The organism is Tsuneonella suprasediminis, assembly GCF_003605755.1.
In the GTDB taxonomy this organism is placed as follows: domain Bacteria; phylum Pseudomonadota; class Alphaproteobacteria; order Sphingomonadales; family Sphingomonadaceae; genus Tsuneonella; species Tsuneonella suprasediminis.
In genome coordinates, this window is record NZ_RAHJ01000018.1 from 252,654 (window position 1) to 270,547 (window position 17,894).

Below are 17,894 nucleotides of genomic sequence, written 5' to 3' on the forward strand. Positions count from 1 at the left end.
GGTATAGGGCCGACAACGTAGTAAGCCTAAACGAGTTGCTTTGCTGGCCAGATTTACGCCGAATGTCTGCTTGGATGAGTGACAAGATCGGCGCGCAGCGTCAGCAATCGGATCGCAAGCTGCCGCAACATATCGTTGGGCGATGCGCCACAATTATCCCCTCAGCCGCTCCCCATGCCACGCAATGTGCTCGGCCATGAATGTCGAGATGAAATAGTACGAGTGATCGTACCCTTCCTGCATTCGGATCGTGGCCGGGATGCTTGCCCTGGCGCAGGCTTCGGTCAGCAGGTGGGTTTTGAGCTGTTCGTCCAGAAATCCGTCGGCGGTGCCCTGATCGACCAGCAGATCGGGCAGGCGCGCGCCGTCTGCGATCAGGGCGCAGGCGTCGTATGCACGCCATGCCGCGCGGTCGGGGCCGAGATAGCCGCCGAGCGCCTTCTCTCCCCACGGGCATTCCAGCGGGCTGACAATCGGGGCAAAGGCGCTGGTCGAGCGGAATCGCCCCGGATTGCGCAGTGCGATGGTCAGCGCGCCGTGCCCGCCCATCGAATGCCCGGTGATTCCCTGTCGCGCCATATCGACGGGGAAATGCGCGGCGATCAGCGCGGGCGTTTCATCCTCGATATAGCGGCGCATCTGGAAATGCTGCGCCCACGGTTCCTGTGTGGCATCGACATAGAACCCGGCGCCCTTGCCGAAATCGTAACCCTCGTCATCGGGCACATCATCGCCGCGTGGCGAGGTATCCGGCGCAATGAAGATGATGCCGTGTTCGGCGCAAGCGGCGCGAAATTCGCCCTTCTCGGTCACATTGGCATGGGTGCAGGTGAGTCCGGAAAGATACCACAGCACGGGCAGCTTCGCGTCCGGTGCATGGTCGGGGACGAATACCGAGAACGTCATCGGGGTGCCGGTCGCTTCCGATTGGTGGGTATAGACCCCCTGCGTTCCGCCAAAGGCACGGTTGGTGGACTGGGTTTCAAACGTCATTGCGGTTCCTCAATCGGTATAGCGGCTATGCGCGGTTCATGGCCCCAGTGGCGAGCCAGCGCCAGCACGTCGCGCCCCGCAAGGCCGAGCGTGCCGGTATTGCGCAAGGGGTGGACGTTGATCCGCTCTGCCGCCGCCAGCCCGGCATCGAGCACCAGCCTCACGCTGCCCGGCGCAGCATTGATCATCGCCAGCGGAGTGACGCTGCCCGGTGTGATGCCGATCAGGCGTTCCATATCCTCCGGCTTCGCGAAGCTGACCCGTTTGCAGCCGATGGCATCGGGCAGGGCCTTCAGTTTTACGCGGGCTTCGGCAGGTACGGTCACCAGCCAGAAATCACCGGCGGTGTCTTTCAGAAACAGGTTCTTGGTATGCCTGCCGGGTAAGTCGGCATCGATCCGGCGGCTTTCCGCGACAGTGAACACCGCCGCATGTTCATGCGCGGTGAAAGGGATCGCCAATGCGGACAGATCCGCGCGCAAGCCTGCTTCCCCGCGCATGTTAAAAACCCCTCCCGATGACAGGAGGGGTTGGGGAGGGGGTTCCGGCATATGTTGTGCGAAAACCCCCTGTCCCTGCCCCTTCGCGCACGAAGGGGGAGATGCCTGCGCCGTCGCTCACCCCAGACGGTGGAGAGCGCAGAGCTTGTTGCCCGACGGATCGCGCAAGTACGCAAGGTACATGCCCGAACCGGGGCGCTCGCCGGGTTCATCTTCGATCGAGGTGCCGCCCGCGGCAACACCTGCATCGTGCCAGGCCTTGGCCTGTTCGGGGCTTTCCATCACGAAACCGATGGTCGAACCGTTGCCACAACTGGCGGGCTGGCCATCGATTGGCTTGGTGACGAGGAAAGCACCGCCGTTGTGGATGTAGATCAGTCGTCCCTTGGGATCGATGCTGCCTTCACGCGCGCCGAGCACGCCCAGCGTTGCGTCGTAGAATTTCTTTGCTGTGTCGATATCGTCGGCACCCAGCATGACATGGCTGAACATAGTCTTCTCTCTCCTCAGTAAACCACAACGCTGCGAATGGATTCGCCTGAATGCATCAGGTCGAAGCCCTTGTTGATTTCTTCCAGTGTCAGAACGTGGGTAATCATCGGGTCGATCTGAATCTTCCCGTTCATGTACCAGTCGACGATCTTGGGCACATCGGTGCGCCCCTTGGCCCCGCCGAATGCCGTGCCGCGCCAGTTGCGCCCGGTCACCAGTTGGAACGGCCGGGTGGCGATTTCCTTGCCCGCTTCGGCCACGCCAATCACCACGCTGGTGCCCCAACCGCGATGGCATGCCTCCAGTGCGGTGCGCATGACTTCGGTATTGCCGGTGCAGTCGAAGGTATAATCCGCGCCGCCATCGGTCATTTCGACCACTTTGGCGACGACTTCGTCGCGGTTCATCCCCTTGGTGTTGAGGAAGTGGGTCATGCCGAATTTGCGGCCCCATTCTTCGCGATCGGGGTTGATATCGACCCCGATAATCATGTTTGCACCGGCCAGCTTCGCGCCCTGAATTACGTTCAGGCCGATCCCGCCGAGACCGAACACCACGACATTGTCGCCCACCTGCACCTTCGCGGTATTGACCACCGCGCCCACGCCGGTGGTGACGCCGCAACCGATGTAGCAGCTCGTCTGGAAGGGAGCGTCTTCACGGATTTTGGCGACGGCGATTTCGGGCAGCACAGTGAAGTTCGAGAATGTCGAACATCCCATGTAGTGATAGATCCTCTGTCCTTTGTAGCTGAAGCGCGAAGTGCCGTCAGGCATCAGCCCTTTGCCCTGCGTCGCGCGGATCGCGGTGCACAGGTTGGTCTTTCCCGAAAGGCACGATTTACACTGGCGGCATTCGGGAGTGTAAAGCGGGATGACATGGTCGCCCGGCTTCACGCTGGTGACGCCTGCGCCCACTTCGCGCACGATTCCCGCCCCTTCGTGGCCGAGCACCGAAGGGAACAGCCCTTCGCTGTCGAGCCCGTCGAGGGTGTAGGCATCGGTATGACAGATACCGGTCGCCATGATTTCGACCAGTACTTCACCCGCCCTGGGCCCTTCAAGGTCGAGTTCGACGATTTCGAGCGGCTTTTTCGCTTCGAAGGCGACGGCGGCACGGGTTTTCATCGTAGTGGGATCTCCTGTCGGTTCGCGCCAAGCATGGCTGGCCGCGAAGCGTGGTTCAAGGGCAGTTTTACGTCCTTACCATCAGGATTCGTGGACTGTCTTGGGCACCATGCAGGCCATTACGCCTTCGCGCCCGTCTTCGCTGCCATAGCCCGACCATTTGACCCCGCCGAACGGGGCGTCGACCGCGCTCATGCTGGCGGAATTGATCGCCAGCATACCCGTTTCGACTTCGGCGGCGAGGCGGCGGCGGCGGGCCGGATCGTTGGTCCACGCGTATGCGGCAAGGCCATAGGGCAGGCGGTTCGCTTCTTCGATCATCGCCTCTTCACCGGCCATCGGATTGATGAGAGCGATCGGGCCGAACGGTTCTTCGTTCATGATGATGGCATCGGTCGGCACTTCCGACAGGACCGAAGGCTGGAAGAAATATCCCTGGTTGCCAATCCGTTCGCCGCCAGTGCCCAGCTTCGCGCCCTTCTTGACTGCATCGGCGATCTTCTTGGCAATGCCATCAGGGCCGCGCTCGCTGGCCATCGGCCCCATCTGAGTGCCGTCGTCCATCCCGTTGCCGACTTTGATCTTTTCTGCGCGCGCGATGAATCCATCGCGGAACTGTTCGAACTTGCTTTCGTGTACCAGAAAGCGTGTCGGGCTGACGCAGACCTGCCCGGCGTTGCGGTATTTCGCGGCGACCATCGTATCGAGCGTCTTGTCGATATCGACATCGTCGAACACCAGCACCGGCCCGTGGCCACCCAGCTCCATCGTGGCGATTTTGAGATCGTCTGCCGCCAGCTTCGCCAGATGCTTGCCAACCGCGGTGGAGCCGGTGAAAGTGATCTTGCGGATAATGGGGGAGGCGAGAAGGTGACGGCTGACATCGTCCGGCACCCCGAACACGCACTGCACTGTATCGCCCGGCACCCCTGCGTCGATCAGCGCCTGCACCAGCGCGAGGCCGGTGGCGGGGGTTTCTTCCGAAGGCTTCACAATCGTGGAGCAGCCCGCCGCAAGCGCGCCGCCGATTTTTCGCATCACGTTGAGCGCGGGGAAGTTCCACGCCGCGAACCCGGCGACCGGGCCGACCGGGTGATATTGCACTTCCACCCGCTGTCCTTCGGGGCGGACTAGCGTGCGACCGTATATCCGCTTGATTTCGCCCGCATAAAATTCGAGCAGCATAGCGGAATAGATGATTTCTCCCTTCGCTTCGGCCAGCGGTTTACCTTGTTCGAGAGTGAGCGACACCGCAATATCGCCAGCGCGTTCTTTAAGCAGCGCTGCCGCTTTGGTGAGGATCGCAGCGCGCTTGTCTGCCGCAGTATTACGCCATGTTTTGAAACCTTTGGCCGCATTATCGAGCGCGGCATCCAGATCGGCGGCGGTGGCATGTGGCACGCTGCCGATGGTTTCCCCGGTGGCCGGGTTGATCACATTGACGGCATCACGCCCTTCTTTTGACAGATTGGTGCCGCCAATTGACAGGTAAAGGGTGGGATAATCGGTCATAGTAATCACTTTCTCGTATAACGTTGGGGTCAGCGTTGCCGGACCATGCCGATGCGCTTTCGCGGCACGATTGGCAATGGTTGCACAATGCAATGATTGCATGTCGGTCGGATGAGGTTCATCCGCGGGCGAATAGGAGCCATCTTCATGATCCGTATCCCGACAATCGTTGCCGCCGCTCTATCGTTCCTTGCCGCACCGCTCGCGGCGCAAACGACACCCCCGGCATCGGACACCGCGCCACAGGCAAAACTGTCGTTGCAGCAGAGCGCCGCGGTGCGTTGTTCGGCGGCGTTCGCGCTTGGTGCCGGGCTGCAGAAGGCGGGCAAAGGCAAGGACTGGCCCCCGCTGGCCGAGCGCGGGCGCGAATTTTTCGTTCGGACATCGGCGCAATTGATGGACGAAACCGGAATGACCCGCGACGCGGTGGGCGATCTGGTGCAGCGCACAGCCAGCGAACTGGCCGAAGGCGACACGCTGAGCAAGACCATGCCCGCCTGCCTGTCGATGCTCGACAGTTCTGGCCTGTAATTTTTGTGGGCGATCCGTGCGGGCGAGAGGCGCGCGGTATATTCAGGTTTCGATCATCGGGTCCGCGCTATAGCCCCGTGACGAATCGTCCGATGTTGAGGAAGCTGCCTGTGCGCCCGTTTCTGCCTGTTGTGATCGCCGCGACTGTGGCTCTCGCCCCCGCCTCTGCGATGGCGCAGAATGCATCCGATGGCTCTGAGGCGAACGACGGCGCGGCGGCATCGCAATTGCAGAGCAAGCTGTCCGATCCGCAGATGCAGCAACAGATCGCCGGAACGGTGGCAGTACTGGGCGAAATGCTGCTCGACATGCCGATTGCCCCGCTGGCCCGATCGGTGGCGGAGGCAGGTGGCGGCGATCCGGCTGCGGTCGATCCCGATATGACTTTGCGGAAATATGCCCCCGGCGCCTCCGCGGTGCCCGGCGCGGCGGCGAAAAACCTGCCGCGCATGATGGATACGATGGCAGGGATGGCTGGCGGGCTGGAAGCGATGATGCCCGCTCTGCGCGGTATGGCGGAGCGGATGCGGGGCGCGCTTGCGACAGCGACCCACCAACCGCAGAACCGCACGACCCATTGAGTTCACCCACAAAATTCCGCGCCAACCCACGTGCGCCCGGTGGACGCTGGCGCGCGGCTGGTGCATGAGCAGATGCATATGTGGCGTCTCTATCAGTTCCCGCTCTGCCCGTTCAGCCGCAAGGTGCGCCTGCTGCTGAGCGAGAAAGGCGTGGGCTACGAATTGTGGCGCGAAAATCCGTGGGATGCGAGTGACGAGTTCTGGAAACTCAACGCCGCCGGGCGCACCCCGGTGATCGAACATCCCGAAAAGAACATCGTTATCGCCGATAGCCGGGCGATCTGCGAATATTTCGAAGAAACGGTCGATCGCGCGCCGATGATCAACGGCACGGCCATCGGTCGCGCGGAAATTCGCCGTCTGGTGGCGCTGTTCGATGAAAACCTGTTCGCGGAAGTTACCGGCCCGCTGCTCTACGAACGGATGCTCAAGCGGATCGTGCACCGCCAGTCGCCGGACTCACGCATTCTGCGCGAAGCGATGAAGGCGGCGCATGGCCACCTCGATTATATCGACTGGCTGGTCGATACCCGGCCCTGGCTGGCAGGGGCGACGATGAGCCTGGCCGATCTGGCCGCGGCGGCACAGATTTCGGTGATCGATTATCTGGGCGGGATCGACTGGAGCGGGCACGATTCGGCGCGCGGCTGGTATGCCGTGTTCAAAAGCCGGCCCAGCTTCCGCCCTTTGCTGAGCGAACGGATGGAAGTAATCCAGCCGCCATCGCATTATGCCAAGGTCGACGCCTGAACGCTGTTGGCAGAGTTGGCAGAACTTGTCCGTTCACGCCGGGTTATAAGTCCCCTATGCAGCGGGTTCCTGAACATGGATCGTGAGTAACCAAATGGCGAAACGGGGCAGTCGGCGGGCGGCGGCAACCAGACAGCAACGCAATGGCAAACAGAAACCACCGCTGACCGGTTGGCGTTTGTGGCTGAAACGCGCGTTTGTCTGGGGCACCGGGCTGGCGGTGCTGGCGCTGCTGTTTCTGGGCGTGGCGGTGGTGTTCGCTGAACGGTCGTTGCCCAGTTATGCCACTTTGCAGGCGACCCAGCCGGGCCAGACTATCGTAGTGCGCGCGCGCGACGGGTCGGAACTGATCGAACTCGGCCCCAGTTATGGCCAGTGGCTCGATCCCGATCAGATCCCGCAGCCGATGAAAGATGCGATGGTGTCGGTGGAAGACCGCCGGTTCTATTCGCATTTCGGGGTCGATCCCATCGGGCTGGCGCGTGCGGTCTATGTCTGGATGACGGGTGACCGGCGGTTGGGGGCGACCTCCACTATTACGCAGCAGCTTGCCCGTAATCTGTTCCTTAATTCCAACCGCTCGCTCGATCGTAAATTGCGCGAAGGCGTGCTGGCGATGGCGCTGGAACTGAAGTTTTCCAAACAGGAAATCCTCGCGCTTTATCTCAACAAGGTTTACTTTGGCGGCGGTGCCTATGGCATCGATTCCGCCAGTCGTAAGTTCTTCAGCCACCCGGCGACCCATCTTTCGGTGAGCGAATCCGCGATTATCGCCGGTCTGGTGAAGGCGCCCAGCCGCTATTCACCCACGGCCGATGTCGATGCGGCGGTGCGCCGGGCCAATGTCGTGCTGTCGCTGATGCGCGAGCAGGGCCGGATCAGCGCCAGCGAAGCGGCGGTCGATCCCAGCGCGGTCAAGCTGAAGAAAGATACCAACCAGAATTCGGTGCGCTATTTCACCGACTGGGCGCTGCCGCAGCTGGAAGTGCTGCTGCCCGATACGACAGAGCCAATCGAAGTGTGGACGACGCTCGATCCCGGTATGCAAAACGCCGCGTCGAATGCGATCAAGGCCAATGTGCCCAAGGGCGCGCAAGGCGCGCTGGTGTCGCTCGATCGCGATGGCGCGATTCTGGCGATGGTGGGCGGCACCGATTACGTCACCAGCAATTATAACCGCGCGACCGAGGCGATGCGGCAACCGGGCTCTGCGTGGAAGCTGTTCGTCTATCTCGCTGCGCTGGAGGCAGGATATACGCCCGATGATCGGGTGAAGGATGTGCCGGTCACGATCGATGGCTGGTCGCCGCGCAATTCGGGCGGCAGTTTCGCCGGTGAAATGGATGTACGTAGCGCGTTCGCTTACTCGAAGAACACCGTCGCGGCGCAGCTCGGCAACGAAGTCGGGTTCGGCACAGTCGCGTCGATGGCCAAGCGGTTTGGCATCACGACCCCGATTTCGACGTACCCATCGATGGTACTGGGCAGTTCCGAAGTGCGTGTGATCGAAATGACCCGCGCCTTTGCAGAGATTTCGGCGGGTGGGTTCAGCGTTGAACCATATGGTATCGTGAAAGTGACGACGACCGGCGGGCAGGTGCTCTATCAGCACGAAGACACCCGCAAGGCGCAACTGGTGCCCGACTATGTCGCCGCCGGAATGACCGATCTTTTGCAGACCACCGTTGCCACCGGCACCGGGCGCGCGGCGCAGATCGGGCGCCCGGTGGCGGGCAAGACCGGCACGACCAGTTCCAACAAGGACGGCTGGTTCCTCGGCTTCTCCAGCGGCATTACCACAGGTGTGTGGATGGGACGGGACGATGCCAAGGCGGTGTCGGGGCTGCACGGCGGGTCAGCCCCGGCGCGGGCGTTTTCCGCTTATATGAAAGTGGCGGTGAAGGATCGCCCGGTCGAACAGTTCCAGACCGATCTCAAGCTGCCCGAATGGCAGATGGAGCCGGATGAAGAGCATATGTACGGCGATCCGGGCGATTATTACTATATCGACGATCAGGGCAATCTGGTCGAACCGAACAAGCCCGATCAACCGGGCCAGATGCCGTTCCCGCCCGATGGCGAACAGGGCATTGCCCCCGGCAATGGCCAGCAACCGCAACAGCAGCCCACCCCTGCGCCGCCAGCGAACGGCCGGTCGGGCGATAACCCGCAAGCGGCGAGCGACGATTTCCTCAATCGCGCGACCGGTCGCAGCGGGGCGGCTGCACCGCGCGCTGAACCCCGCCAGACCGGCCCGCGTTCGGTAACGATTCAGCCCACGCCCCAGAACTGACGGCGATATTACAGGCCGGAGGGCGACGCACGTGATCGCTGCGCAGTGAGGTGCAGGGGTAACTGATGCGTTCAGGCGCGTAGTCTGTTCGAAATCGGATGACATGCCATCGACTCATGATACATTGTATCAATGAATCAGCCCAACACACCCGCGACGCCAAATTTCTTCAATCAGGAAATGGCGGATGCCTATGATCGGCGTAACAGCGCGCTGCAACCGATCAGCGGCTGCCTGCATTTTCTGACCAATCTCGTACTGGCTCCTGTGCCTGGCAATGCGTCTGTCCTGTGCGTGGGTGTGGGGACAGGGGCGGAGATATTCGCGCTTGCTTCCAATAACCCGGATTGGCGGTTTGTGGGCGTCGATCCTGCAGCCGAAATGCTGGAGGTATGCCGCCATCGGCTGGGCGAGGCAGGTCTGCTGGGGCGCTGCCAGCTTGTTCACGGCACAGTCGAAGATATTGTCGACACACATTTCGACGCGGCGGTCAGCCTGTTCGTGGCCCACTTCATCAAGCTGGATCAGCGCGCTGCGTTCTACCGCGCGATCCATCAACGGTTGAAGCCGCGCGGCCTGTTTGTCAGCGCTGAAATCAGTGTCGATCTGGAAGATCCCTTGCTAGCTGCGACTGTGGAAGATTGGGCGCGGATCCAATCGCTGATGGGGCAGGATGAGAAGCCTGTGGAGGCATTGATCGCGATGTTCCGCGATCCGTTGGGCGTGGTATCGCCCGACACCACCGAAGCATTGTGGCGGGATGCCGGGTTTGCGGACCCGGTGCCGTTCTTTCACGCGTTCGCGATTCGCGGATGGCACGCGCAGCGCCCATCACTGTGATTGGCCGCCGTCACAACTGAATGCCTTCGCTGAGTGCCTCCACTGAACCGTGTTGCCAGTAAAAAGCCCCGCCGCGAACTGATCGCGGCGGGGCTTTTGTTGTGTCGCGCTATCCGGCGTTGGGCCGGACAGGTTCAGTCTTTGCGAAGCAGGCGGATCGCGGCGTATTGCGGAGAGCGACCACGCTTCTTCACCTGCAGCAGCACCGAATCGCGGTTGTCGCTGCGCGCCTTCTTCACCACCGCTTCCAGATCGCTGACCGATTCGATAGCGCGATAGTTGGCCGACATAATGATGTCGCCGCGACTCATCCCCTTCTGGGCCGCGTCCGAACTGGGGTTGATGCCCAGCACGACAACGCCCTTGGTATCGGGGGACACGCCCAGCTGGGCGGCGATCCGCGCGGTCATCGGAGTGACTTGCAGGCCGAGGTTGTCGGCAATCGCCTCGCTGGTGCTGCTGCTGTCGGAACCCGATTGCGAATCGTCGTCGCCATCGTTGCCGTTGAACATCTGTGACTGTGCCAGTTCGGCATTGCTCGGGCGTTTGCCCACGGTCACGTTGACGGTGCGGCGTTTGCCCTGACGGTACAGTTCGACCGGAATCGTTGTGCCCGGCTTCACATTGGCGACGAGGAACGACAGCGTCTGATCGTTGGTCACATCCTTGCCATCGACCTTGGTCACGACGTCGCCCGGCTCGATACCGGCCTTGGCGGCGGGCTGGCCCGGCTCGACTGCCTGCACGAATTCGCCCCGGTTCTGCGGCAGGCCCAGCGAATCCGCCAGATCGCCGGCGACCGGCTGAATCTGCACGCCGAGATAGCCGCGTTCGATTTCCTGGCCGTCCATCAGCTTCTTCACGATCGGGGCGGCGGTTTCCGCCGGGATCGCCAGGCCGATGCCGACGCTGCCACCCGATGGCGAGAGGATCGCATTATTGATGCCGATGACATTGCCCTGCATGTCGAACAGCGGGCCGCCCGAATTGCCGCGGTTGATGCTGGCATCGGTCTGGATATAGCGGTCGTAGGGCGAACCCGAACCGGTCGCGCGATAGACCGCCGATACGATGCCGGATGTGACCGTGCCGCCGAGCCCGAACGGATTGCCGATCGCGATCACCCAGTCGCCGGGGCGTGCCTTGGCCGAATCCCCGAATTTCACGAACGGAAACGGCTTCGTCCGGCTGATCTTGAGCACGGCGAGGTCGGATGCGTCATCCTTGCCCACGATCTTGGCCGGGTAATCGGTGCCGTCGGGGGTAGTGACGGTAATCTCTTCGATCTCGCCATTCCCTTCCGGGCTGATGACGTGATTGTTCGTCACCACATAGCCATCGGCGGAAATGATGAAGCCCGAACCGAGCGACTGCGCCTCGCGGGTTTGCGTCTGCCCGCCGCGATTGCCGAACATCCCTTCGAACGGGGTGCCTGCGAACGGGTTCTGGCTCTGCACCTTGATCCGTTGCCGGGTCGATATGTTGACGACTGCCGGCTGCAGTTGCGCCGTCAGATCGGCAAACCCTTCGGGGGCACCGGCACGGGGCACGACTTTGGCAATCTGGCTGTCGTCGTTCTGCGCCACCTGCGCGCCGGCGGGGTGCCCGGTAATCAGCGAAATGGCTGCGCCGCCCACCAGCAGCGCGGAAGTAATTCCATAAGAGTATCGCACGCGCTTCACGTCCTTTGCTTCCTCTTCTTCATCTGTCGCGGGCCTTGGCGCCTGAATGGTGCAAGGTCCCGGTTCGTCCCCGCGCGGCTACACACGCCCGCTGGGCTTAACGGCGTTTGAACACACCTGTAATCGTCACTGTTTCCCACGGAATTGTTTGAGATATTCGTTATCCGGCGAAAGGATAATCGAGCTCGATCCCTTCGACCCGTCGGAGAATGTCGTGTCATAACTCTGCATGGCGCGATAGAAATCGTAGAACCCCGGATCCTTGCCGAATGCATCGGCATAGATTTTCGCAGCCTGTGCATCGGCCTCCGCGCGGATGATCTGAGCGTTCTTCTGCCCTTGCGCCAGGATCGTTTTCGCTTCCTGATCGCGCGCGGTTCGCATCCGGTTGAATGCCGATTGCAGAGGGGTGCCCTCGGGCAGGTCGGCCCGCTTGATCCGCACGTCGAGCACTTGAGCGCCATATTTGCGCGCCTGCGTGTCGAGCTTCTTGCGAATGTTCGCCATCGTGGTGCCACGTTCAGCGGTCAGCAGCGAAGCGAAGCTGCGCCGCCCCAGTTCCTGCCGCACGACAGAGCTGAGGATGGCTGAAAGTTGCGTGTCGACCGTGTCCAGAGTACCTGCCGATTGTACCATCTTGACCGGATCGATGATCCGATAGCGGGCATAGGCATCGACATTGAGCCGCAACTGGTCGGTGGAGAGCACGGTTTGCGGTTCCATGTTCACATTCAGGATGCGGCGATCGATCCGCACCAGCCGCTCATAAAACGGAATACGCGCGACAACGCCCGCGCCGGTGCTGCCATATGGTTCATTGGGGGCGAAGCGGTTGATAATCCGATCGGGGCGACCCGCGCGGACCACCACCGCCTGTTCGTTTTCAGGTACAATGGTGAAGCACGACAGGATCACCACCGCGCCCACAGCCACTGCGATCAGCAGCGATTTATAATTTTCGAAGAGCTTGTCCATCACTGGCCCTCCGCCGGCTTGGCACTTGGCGTAGTGCTGTTGTTGGCGGACTGTTTCGCACCGCGGCGCATTTCAGGTAGCGGCAGATATGTGGTCACGCCGGGGGCTTCGACCACGGTCTTGTCGGTATCGCGCAGGACACGCTCCATTGTTTCATAATACATCCGCCGCCGGGTCACTTCGGGGGCGAGTTTGTATTCGGCATAGACTTTGTCGAATGCCACAGCATCGCCCTGTGCGCGGGCCAGCACCTGCTGCGCGGCAGCCTCCGCCTGATTGATATAGCTTTCCGCTTCCTGCTGCGCGGCGGACACGTTCTTGAACGCATCTTCCACTTCCTTGGGCGGGTCGGTCTTGCGGATTTCGACACCCTGGATCGAAACGCCGGAATTATAGGCATCGAGGATCGCCTGCATCCGGTTTTTCACCGCCAGTTCGATATCGGCACGGCCCGCGCCGGACAGCACCGAGTTGAGCCTGCGTTCCGCCACCGAGGCGCGCATCGCGGCCTCTGCCGTTTCACGCACGGTTTGCGAGGGGTCGTCGAGCTGGAAACGGAACTGCTTCAGATCCTTGATATTCCAGCGGACGATATAGCTGAGGTCGACGAGGTTCTGATCCCCGGTCAGCATCAGTTTCTGCCCGGTCCCCTCTGGGATTTGATCGATGCGGAATTCGCTGACTTCTTCGACATCGACTTCCTGAATCGGCCAGGGGGCAGTGATATTGAGGCCCGGCTGCAAAGTGCGGCTGTATTTGCCGAAAGTGGTAACAATGCCCTGTTCCTTCGGGCCGACCTGATGGAACATCGAAAAGCCCAGCCAGACCGCCGCGATGCCCAGTACTGCGACAGGGAACCAGTTACGCCCGCCACCTGCACCAGGCATACGGAAACCGGGGCCACCAGGCCCACCGCGCCGGGGGCCTTCGGGGCCACGCTGGCGAAAGATATCTTCGATTGACGCCGACCGGCGCGGTTCGCCGCCGCCGGGCAGCCACGGATTGCGTGGCCCGCGCGGTTTGTCGCCATCGGGGCCAGAACCATCGCCGCCATCCGTGCCACCGCCCGAACCATCGCCATCCCCATTAGTGCCGCCACCGTTACCGGAGCCGCCCCAGGGATTTTTTCCAGCCATTGCCATGCCGCCGGGACCCCGGCCAAACATGCGTCCCAACCCATCAGTGATCTTCATGGAACCCCTTATAGGTGGGGATCGCAGGAAAAACAGGGGTTGCGGCAGCGATTTTGCTGCTAGTGCGGGCCGCACCATGGATGAAAACCTGCTCAGAGCCAGCTTACCGGCCTCAATCGCTGCCCGTGTGCGTTCGCTGAAATCCCGCGACGGCACCGTTACAGTCGTTCTCGACGCAGCTGGGATGGATCCGCGCGAACGCTCCGCGTTGGAAAGCGAGGCGAAATCGGCGCTTTCGGCTGTCGAAGGGGTGGCCGATGTGCGCGTTGCGCTGATGGCGGATCGGGCGCCTGCAGCCGAACCAAGTGGCCCGGTGATCGTGGCCGTGGGATCGGGCAAGGGCGGGGTCGGTAAATCGACGCTGACCACCAATCTGGCGGTCGCGCTGGCACGGGCCGGACGCCGGGTGGGTGTTGTGGACGCAGATATCTATGGCCCCAGCCAGCCGACTTTGCTTCATACACAGGGGCAGCGTCCCAAGGCGCGGGACAAGCAACTGATCCCGCTCGACAGTCCTTATGGTGTGAAGGTTCTGTCGGTCGGCCATCTGGTCGATCCGGGCAAGGCCGTGGCATGGCGCGGCCCGATGGCGGGCGGTGCACTGGTGCAGATGATGGAAGCCGACTGGTCGGGCGTCGATGTCCTGCTGCTCGATCTGCCGCCGGGCACGGGCGATGTGCAGATCACGATGATTCAGAAACACAAGCCAGCCGGGGCGGTGATCGTATCCACTCCGCAGGATCTGGCGCTGATCGATGCGCGCCGTGCCGCCGAACTGTTCGCGCAGGCGCAGGTGCCGGTGATCGGCATGGTCGAGAACATGGCTGGTTATGCCTGCCCCCATTGCGGCGAAATCAGCGATCCGTTCGGGCGCGGTGCAGTGGAAAGCGAAGCGGAGGCGGAAGGTCTGCCGTTCCTGGGCCGTATCCCGCTCGATCTCGCGATCCGGCAAGCGAGCGACGCGGGGGAACCGCCCGCTGCGGGTGACGGGCCACAGGCGGAAGCGTTCGCGGCGATCGCCACCCGTCTGGGTGCGTGGCTGGACAGCAGGGGCGGCTGACCGGTGCAGCTGTCGCGGCGCGGATTGCTGGCAGGCGCGGCGGTCGGCGGCGGGCTGGTTGTCGCGTGGAGCCTGTGGCCGCGCGAATTCGAGACGCCGCTCAGCCCCGGCCGCGGGGAATGGGCGTTCGGCGCCTGGCTGAAAATCGCCCACGATGGAGTCGTGACCGTAGCTGTGCCGCAGTTGGAAATGGGGCAGGGGATCACGACTCTGTTGCCGCAACTGGTCGCGGCTGAGCTGGGTGCCGACTGGCGACAGATTGCGGTGGAGCCTGCGCCGGTGTCGGGCGCATATGCCAATGTTCCGCTGGCGGCCAAATGGGCGCCGCTATGGATGCCGATGATGCCGGGCCTTGCCGAACAACCTGACGCGCTGCTGGCTTTGCGTTACGCGCAGGAGGAACCTTTCAACGCTACGGCCGAGGGGCTGTCGCTGGCGGCATTCGAAGGGCCTGCCCGCGAAGCGGCCGCCGCAGCGCGGGCGATGCTGGTAATGGCCGCCGCCGAACGTTGGGGTGTGGCATGGGAAGAATGCGACGCGCACAGCGGGTTCGTGTTCCACAATGGCAAACAGCTATCGTTCGCGGCACTGGCAGGGGACGCGTCACGCTTCTCGCCGCCCGATCCGCCACCGATAAATCCGCAGCCATATGGCGAAGGGCCGGGGCTGCTGGCCGAAGATGAGACGGTGCCGTACCCGCGGCTCGATCTGCCGGCGAAGGTCGATGGCAGCTTCCTGTTCGCAGGCGATGTGCGCTTGCCCAATATGATCTATGCCGCGATCCATCACGGGCCGGTAGGAACAGAGGAGCTGTCCGGCTTCGATCTGGCCGCTGCGCGCAAAGTGCGCGGGCTGGTGCAGGTGGTGAAGAACCCACGCTGGATCGCTGCGCTGGGTGAGACATGGTGGGCGGCGGAGCAGGCGCTGAAAGCGCTCAAGCCACGCTTCAAACTGTCCGCCGCGCCCGATAGCGACACTATCGAACAGAAGCTGGATAATGCTCTGCTGAAAGGCGATGCGGTGCGTATCGCCACACGCGGTGGCGGCGATGCGGCGCTGGGTGAACCGTCGGTCACCTATCGCTACGACATTGCTCCGGCGACTCATGCGACTCTGGAGACTGCCAGTGCCACCGCGCGGCTGGCCGATGGGCGGCTGGAACTGTGGGTCGCCAGTCAGGCGCCCGAACATGCGCGGCGGGCGGCGGGCCGTGCAGTGGGCCTTTCGGACCGTGATGTGGTGCTTTACCCGGTTGGGGCAGGCGGTAGTTTCGACCGGCGGCTGGAACACGACCACTCGATAGAAGCCGCCGTGCTGGCGCAGGCAGCGGGCCGCCCGGTGCAACTGATCTGGTCGCGCGCGCAGGAGGCGGTTGCCGGTCGCCCGCGCGCACCACTGGCGTGCCTCGCCAGCGGGTGGACCGCGCAGGAAAACGGCTCGCCCACCGGCTTGCGCCTGCGCGTGGCGATGCCTGCCACTGTGCGCGAATTTGGCAAGCGGCTGTTCGACAACAAAACAGCGGAAGCGGCCTTGCGGGTGACCGATAGTACCGCCGATCCGCTGGCGTTCGAAGGGGCGCTGGTGCCTTATGCCATTCCCGATATCGCGATCGATCATGTGCCGGTGAACGTCGGCCTGCCCAGTGGGCGGATGCGCGGCAATGCCCATGCCTATCTCGCGTTCACGGTCGAATGCTTTATCGACGAGCTGGCGAAGCGCGTGGGGCGCGAGCCACTGTCGTATCGTATGGAATTGCTGGGCGAAGATCCGCGGCTAGCCGAATGCCTGCAACGCGCCGCGCGGATGGCCCAATGGGATGGCGGCGCGGACAAGAGCGGGCAAGGCATCGCCTGCTGGCGTATCGGTGGGGACAGGGGCACGGGCAACAGCGCTGAGCCCGATGCACCGGAAGAGGCTGTAGCCCGGATCGCCTGCATCGCCACTGCTCACGCGGGCGATGGCGGGGTGAAAGTCAGCAAACTGGCCGCTGCGGTCGATCTGGGGCGGATCGTCAATCTCGATATCGCGCGCCAGCAGATCGAAGGCGGACTGTTGTTCGGGATGGGGCTGGCGACCGGATCGGCGTTTTCGTACAGCAAAGGGGCTCCCGCCAGCGGGCGTCTGGCGGGGCTGGCTTTGCCGAGACTGGGCGATGCCCCCGAAGTGACTGTGGAATTTATCGCAGGCAACGGGCTGCCGGCCGATCCCGGTGAAATCGGCGTGGCGGTTGCTGCGCCGGCGATTGCCAACGCTCTGCAATCGGCAACGGGCTTGCGTATGCGGCGATTGCCGCTCATTTCCGAGGGTATATGAGCGAACAATTTCAGTCTCTTCCGCCCGATCATCCGCCGGTTAAGACGGGTGGGGTTGGCGTCCTGCTGGTCAATCTCGGCACGCCAGATGCGCCCGATGCGCGGTCGGTGAAGCGCTATCTGGCCGAATTCCTCTCCGATCCGCGCGTGGTCGAAATCCCCGCGCTGGTGTGGCAGCCGATCCTGCGCGGGATCGTGTTGACGACCCGCCCGAAGAAAAGCGCCCATGCTTACCGGCAGGTCTGGACCGAGAAAGGTTCGCCTCTCGCCGCCATCACCGCTGAGCAGGCAGAACGGCTGCAGGCGCGGCTGGGGGACGGGGTGCAGGTCGGCTGGGCGATGCGATATGGCCAGCCCGCTATCGCGGATGAACTCGCGAGGCTGAAACAGGTCGGGTGCGACCGTATCCTGCTGGCTCCACTCTACCCACAATACTGTGCCGCGACGACCGCGACGGTTGTGGACAAAGCTGCGGACAGCCTGCGGACAATGCGTTGGCAACCGGCGATGCGGACTCTGCCCGCGTACCACGACGATCCGCTGTATATCGATGCGCTGGCAGCCGATCTGGGCGCGCAGCTCGATGCGCTGGACTTTGCCCCCGATCTCCTGCTGCTCAGTTTCCACGGGATGCCTGCGCGGACCTTGGAACTGGGCGATCCATACCACTGCCAGTGTCAGAAGACCGCCCGTCTGCTGGAAGCGGCGATGAACCGCCCGAACATGCGTTTCGCGACTACGTTTCAAAGCCGCTTTGGCAAGGCCAAGTGGCTTGAACCGGCGACTGACGCCGTGCTGGAGGAAGAGGCGCGGTCCGGTGCCAAACGAATCGCCATTGCCGCGCCGGGCTTTTCCGCGGACTGCCTCGAAACGCTGGAAGAGCTGGCGATCCGCGGGCGGGAACAGTTTCTGGCCGCAGGGGGTGAACGGTTCGCCGCGCTTGCCTGCCTCAACGCGGGCGATGCGGGGATGGCGATGCTCGATGCGCTGGTGCGGCGCGAATTGTCGGGCTGGATTAACTGCCCGTAGTTATTTACATTGGGGTAAATAACT

The 17,894-nt window shown here is 62.7% G+C and carries 16 protein-coding genes; 8 read left to right on the forward strand and 8 right to left on the reverse strand.

Features of this window, described 5'->3' with window-relative positions:
- Positions 1-153: 153 nt before the first annotated feature.
- The 5 genes from fghA to D6858_RS07210 form a co-directional block, all read right to left on the reverse strand.
- Positions 154-993, reverse strand: a complete 840-nt coding sequence (gene fghA / locus D6858_RS07190; RefSeq protein ID WP_120108593.1) for an S-formylglutathione hydrolase — start codon at positions 991-993, stop codon at positions 154-156.
- Complete coding sequence (locus D6858_RS07195; protein WP_120108596.1) at positions 990-1,493, reverse strand: prolyl-tRNA synthetase associated domain-containing protein; 504 nt, start codon at positions 1,491-1,493, stop codon at positions 990-992. The genes fghA and D6858_RS07195 overlap by 4 nt, the downstream gene beginning before the upstream one ends.
- A 117-nt stretch (positions 1,494-1,610) precedes the next feature.
- Positions 1,611-1,985 carry a VOC family protein gene (locus D6858_RS07200; protein ID WP_120108599.1) on the reverse strand — a complete coding sequence of 125 codons (375 nt, stop codon included), beginning with the start codon at positions 1,983-1,985 and terminating at the stop codon, positions 1,611-1,613.
- A gap of 14 nt (positions 1,986-1,999) precedes the next feature.
- The gene (locus D6858_RS07205) at positions 2,000-3,112 is read right to left on the reverse strand and encodes an S-(hydroxymethyl)glutathione dehydrogenase/class III alcohol dehydrogenase (protein WP_120108601.1); all 1,113 of its coding nucleotides are present in this window, start codon (positions 3,110-3,112) and stop codon (positions 2,000-2,002) included.
- Between the two features lie 81 nt (positions 3,113-3,193).
- Entirely contained in the window at positions 3,194-4,624 is a 1,431-nt protein-coding gene (locus D6858_RS07210) for an NAD-dependent succinate-semialdehyde dehydrogenase (protein ID WP_120109528.1), read from the reverse strand.
- A 147-nt stretch (positions 4,625-4,771) separates the two neighbouring features.
- Between D6858_RS07210 and D6858_RS07215 the strand changes: the two genes are divergently transcribed.
- The 5 genes from D6858_RS07215 (at position 4,772) to D6858_RS07235 (ending at position 9,619) form a co-directional block, all read left to right on the forward strand.
- On the forward strand, positions 4,772-5,155 hold the full coding sequence (locus tag D6858_RS07215; RefSeq protein WP_240623746.1) for a hypothetical protein: 384 nt from the start codon (positions 4,772-4,774) through the stop codon (positions 5,153-5,155).
- Positions 5,156-5,232: 77 nt separating this feature from the next.
- Complete coding sequence (locus D6858_RS07220; protein ID WP_165859655.1) at positions 5,233-5,736, forward strand: hypothetical protein; 504 nt, start codon at positions 5,233-5,235, stop codon at positions 5,734-5,736.
- A 78-nt stretch (positions 5,737-5,814) separates the two neighbouring features.
- Entirely contained in the window at positions 5,815-6,486 is a 672-nt protein-coding gene (locus D6858_RS07225; protein WP_120109532.1) for a glutathione S-transferase family protein, read from the forward strand.
- A 94-nt stretch (positions 6,487-6,580) separates the two neighbouring features.
- Entirely contained in the window at positions 6,581-8,779 is a 2,199-nt protein-coding gene (locus D6858_RS07230) for a transglycosylase domain-containing protein (RefSeq protein WP_120108606.1), read from the forward strand.
- A 132-nt stretch (positions 8,780-8,911) separates the two neighbouring features.
- Positions 8,912-9,619 (forward strand): class I SAM-dependent methyltransferase, encoded by a 708-nt coding sequence (locus D6858_RS07235; RefSeq protein WP_120108608.1) that lies wholly within the window; start codon positions 8,912-8,914, stop codon positions 9,617-9,619.
- A gap of 134 nt (positions 9,620-9,753) precedes the next feature.
- Here D6858_RS07235 and D6858_RS07240 read toward each other — a convergent pair whose 3' ends face one another.
- From D6858_RS07240 to hflK, 3 genes are all read right to left on the reverse strand, one after another.
- Positions 9,754-11,292 carry a Do family serine endopeptidase gene (locus tag D6858_RS07240; RefSeq protein WP_205664897.1) on the reverse strand — a complete coding sequence of 513 codons (1,539 nt, stop codon included), beginning with the start codon at positions 11,290-11,292 and terminating at the stop codon, positions 9,754-9,756.
- 135 nt (positions 11,293-11,427) lie between these two features.
- Complete coding sequence (gene hflC / locus D6858_RS07245; protein ID WP_120108610.1) at positions 11,428-12,276, reverse strand: protease modulator HflC; 849 nt, start codon at positions 12,274-12,276, stop codon at positions 11,428-11,430.
- The gene (gene hflK, locus D6858_RS07250; protein WP_240623747.1) at positions 12,276-13,469 is read right to left on the reverse strand and encodes an FtsH protease activity modulator HflK; all 1,194 of its coding nucleotides are present in this window, start codon (positions 13,467-13,469) and stop codon (positions 12,276-12,278) included. The genes hflC and hflK overlap by 1 nt, the downstream gene beginning before the upstream one ends.
- 76 nt (positions 13,470-13,545) lie before the next feature.
- Here hflK and D6858_RS07255 point away from each other — a divergent pair, with 76 nt between their 5' ends.
- Genes D6858_RS07255 through hemH form a run of 3 tightly spaced genes read left to right on the forward strand, consistent with a single transcriptional unit; the run spans position 13,546 to position 17,870 of the window.
- Positions 13,546-14,529 carry an Mrp/NBP35 family ATP-binding protein gene (locus D6858_RS07255; RefSeq protein WP_120108612.1) on the forward strand — a complete coding sequence of 328 codons (984 nt, stop codon included), beginning with the start codon at positions 13,546-13,548 and terminating at the stop codon, positions 14,527-14,529.
- A 3-nt stretch (positions 14,530-14,532) separates the two neighbouring features.
- A complete protein-coding gene (locus D6858_RS07260; protein ID WP_120108614.1) occupies positions 14,533-16,842 on the forward strand; it encodes a xanthine dehydrogenase family protein molybdopterin-binding subunit in 2,310 nt (769 codons plus the stop codon).
- Positions 16,839-17,870: a ferrochelatase gene (gene hemH / locus D6858_RS07265; protein ID WP_120108617.1), complete on the forward strand. Its 1,032-nt coding sequence runs from the start codon at positions 16,839-16,841 to the stop codon at positions 17,868-17,870. The genes D6858_RS07260 and hemH overlap by 4 nt, the downstream gene beginning before the upstream one ends.
- Positions 17,871-17,894: the final 24 nt, after the last annotated feature.

What these genes read in the sequence shown, in the direction of transcription:
- D6858_RS07230 (WP_120108606.1), top strand. Translation starts at nt 6,581, where the DNA reads ATGGCGAAACGGGGCAGTCGGCGGGCGGCGGCAACCAGACAGCAACGC.
- D6858_RS07235 (WP_120108608.1), top strand. Translation starts at nt 8,912, where the DNA reads ATGAATCAGCCCAACACACCCGCGACGCCAAATTTCTTCAATCAGGAA.
- fghA (WP_120108593.1), bottom strand. Translation starts at nt 993, where the DNA reads ATGACGTTTGAAACCCAGTCCACCAACCGTGCCTTTGGCGGAACGCAG.
- hflC (WP_120108610.1), bottom strand. Translation starts at nt 12,276, where the DNA reads ATGGACAAGCTCTTCGAAAATTATAAATCGCTGCTGATCGCAGTGGCT.
- D6858_RS07210 (WP_120109528.1), bottom strand. Translation starts at nt 4,624, where the DNA reads ATGACCGATTATCCCACCCTTTACCTGTCAATTGGCGGCACCAATCTG.
- D6858_RS07205 (WP_120108601.1), bottom strand. Translation starts at nt 3,112, where the DNA reads ATGAAAACCCGTGCCGCCGTCGCCTTCGAAGCGAAAAAGCCGCTCGAA.
- D6858_RS07255 (WP_120108612.1), top strand. Translation starts at nt 13,546, where the DNA reads ATGGATGAAAACCTGCTCAGAGCCAGCTTACCGGCCTCAATCGCTGCC.
- hemH (WP_120108617.1), top strand. Translation starts at nt 16,839, where the DNA reads ATGAGCGAACAATTTCAGTCTCTTCCGCCCGATCATCCGCCGGTTAAG.
- hflK (WP_240623747.1), bottom strand. Translation starts at nt 13,469, where the DNA reads ATGAAGATCACTGATGGGTTGGGACGCATGTTTGGCCGGGGTCCCGGC.
- D6858_RS07195 (WP_120108596.1), bottom strand. Translation starts at nt 1,493, where the DNA reads ATGCGCGGGGAAGCAGGCTTGCGCGCGGATCTGTCCGCATTGGCGATC.
- D6858_RS07225 (WP_120109532.1), top strand. Translation starts at nt 5,815, where the DNA reads ATGTGGCGTCTCTATCAGTTCCCGCTCTGCCCGTTCAGCCGCAAGGTG.
- D6858_RS07215 (WP_240623746.1), top strand. Translation starts at nt 4,772, where the DNA reads ATGATCCGTATCCCGACAATCGTTGCCGCCGCTCTATCGTTCCTTGCC.
- D6858_RS07200 (WP_120108599.1), bottom strand. Translation starts at nt 1,985, where the DNA reads ATGTTCAGCCATGTCATGCTGGGTGCCGACGATATCGACACAGCAAAG.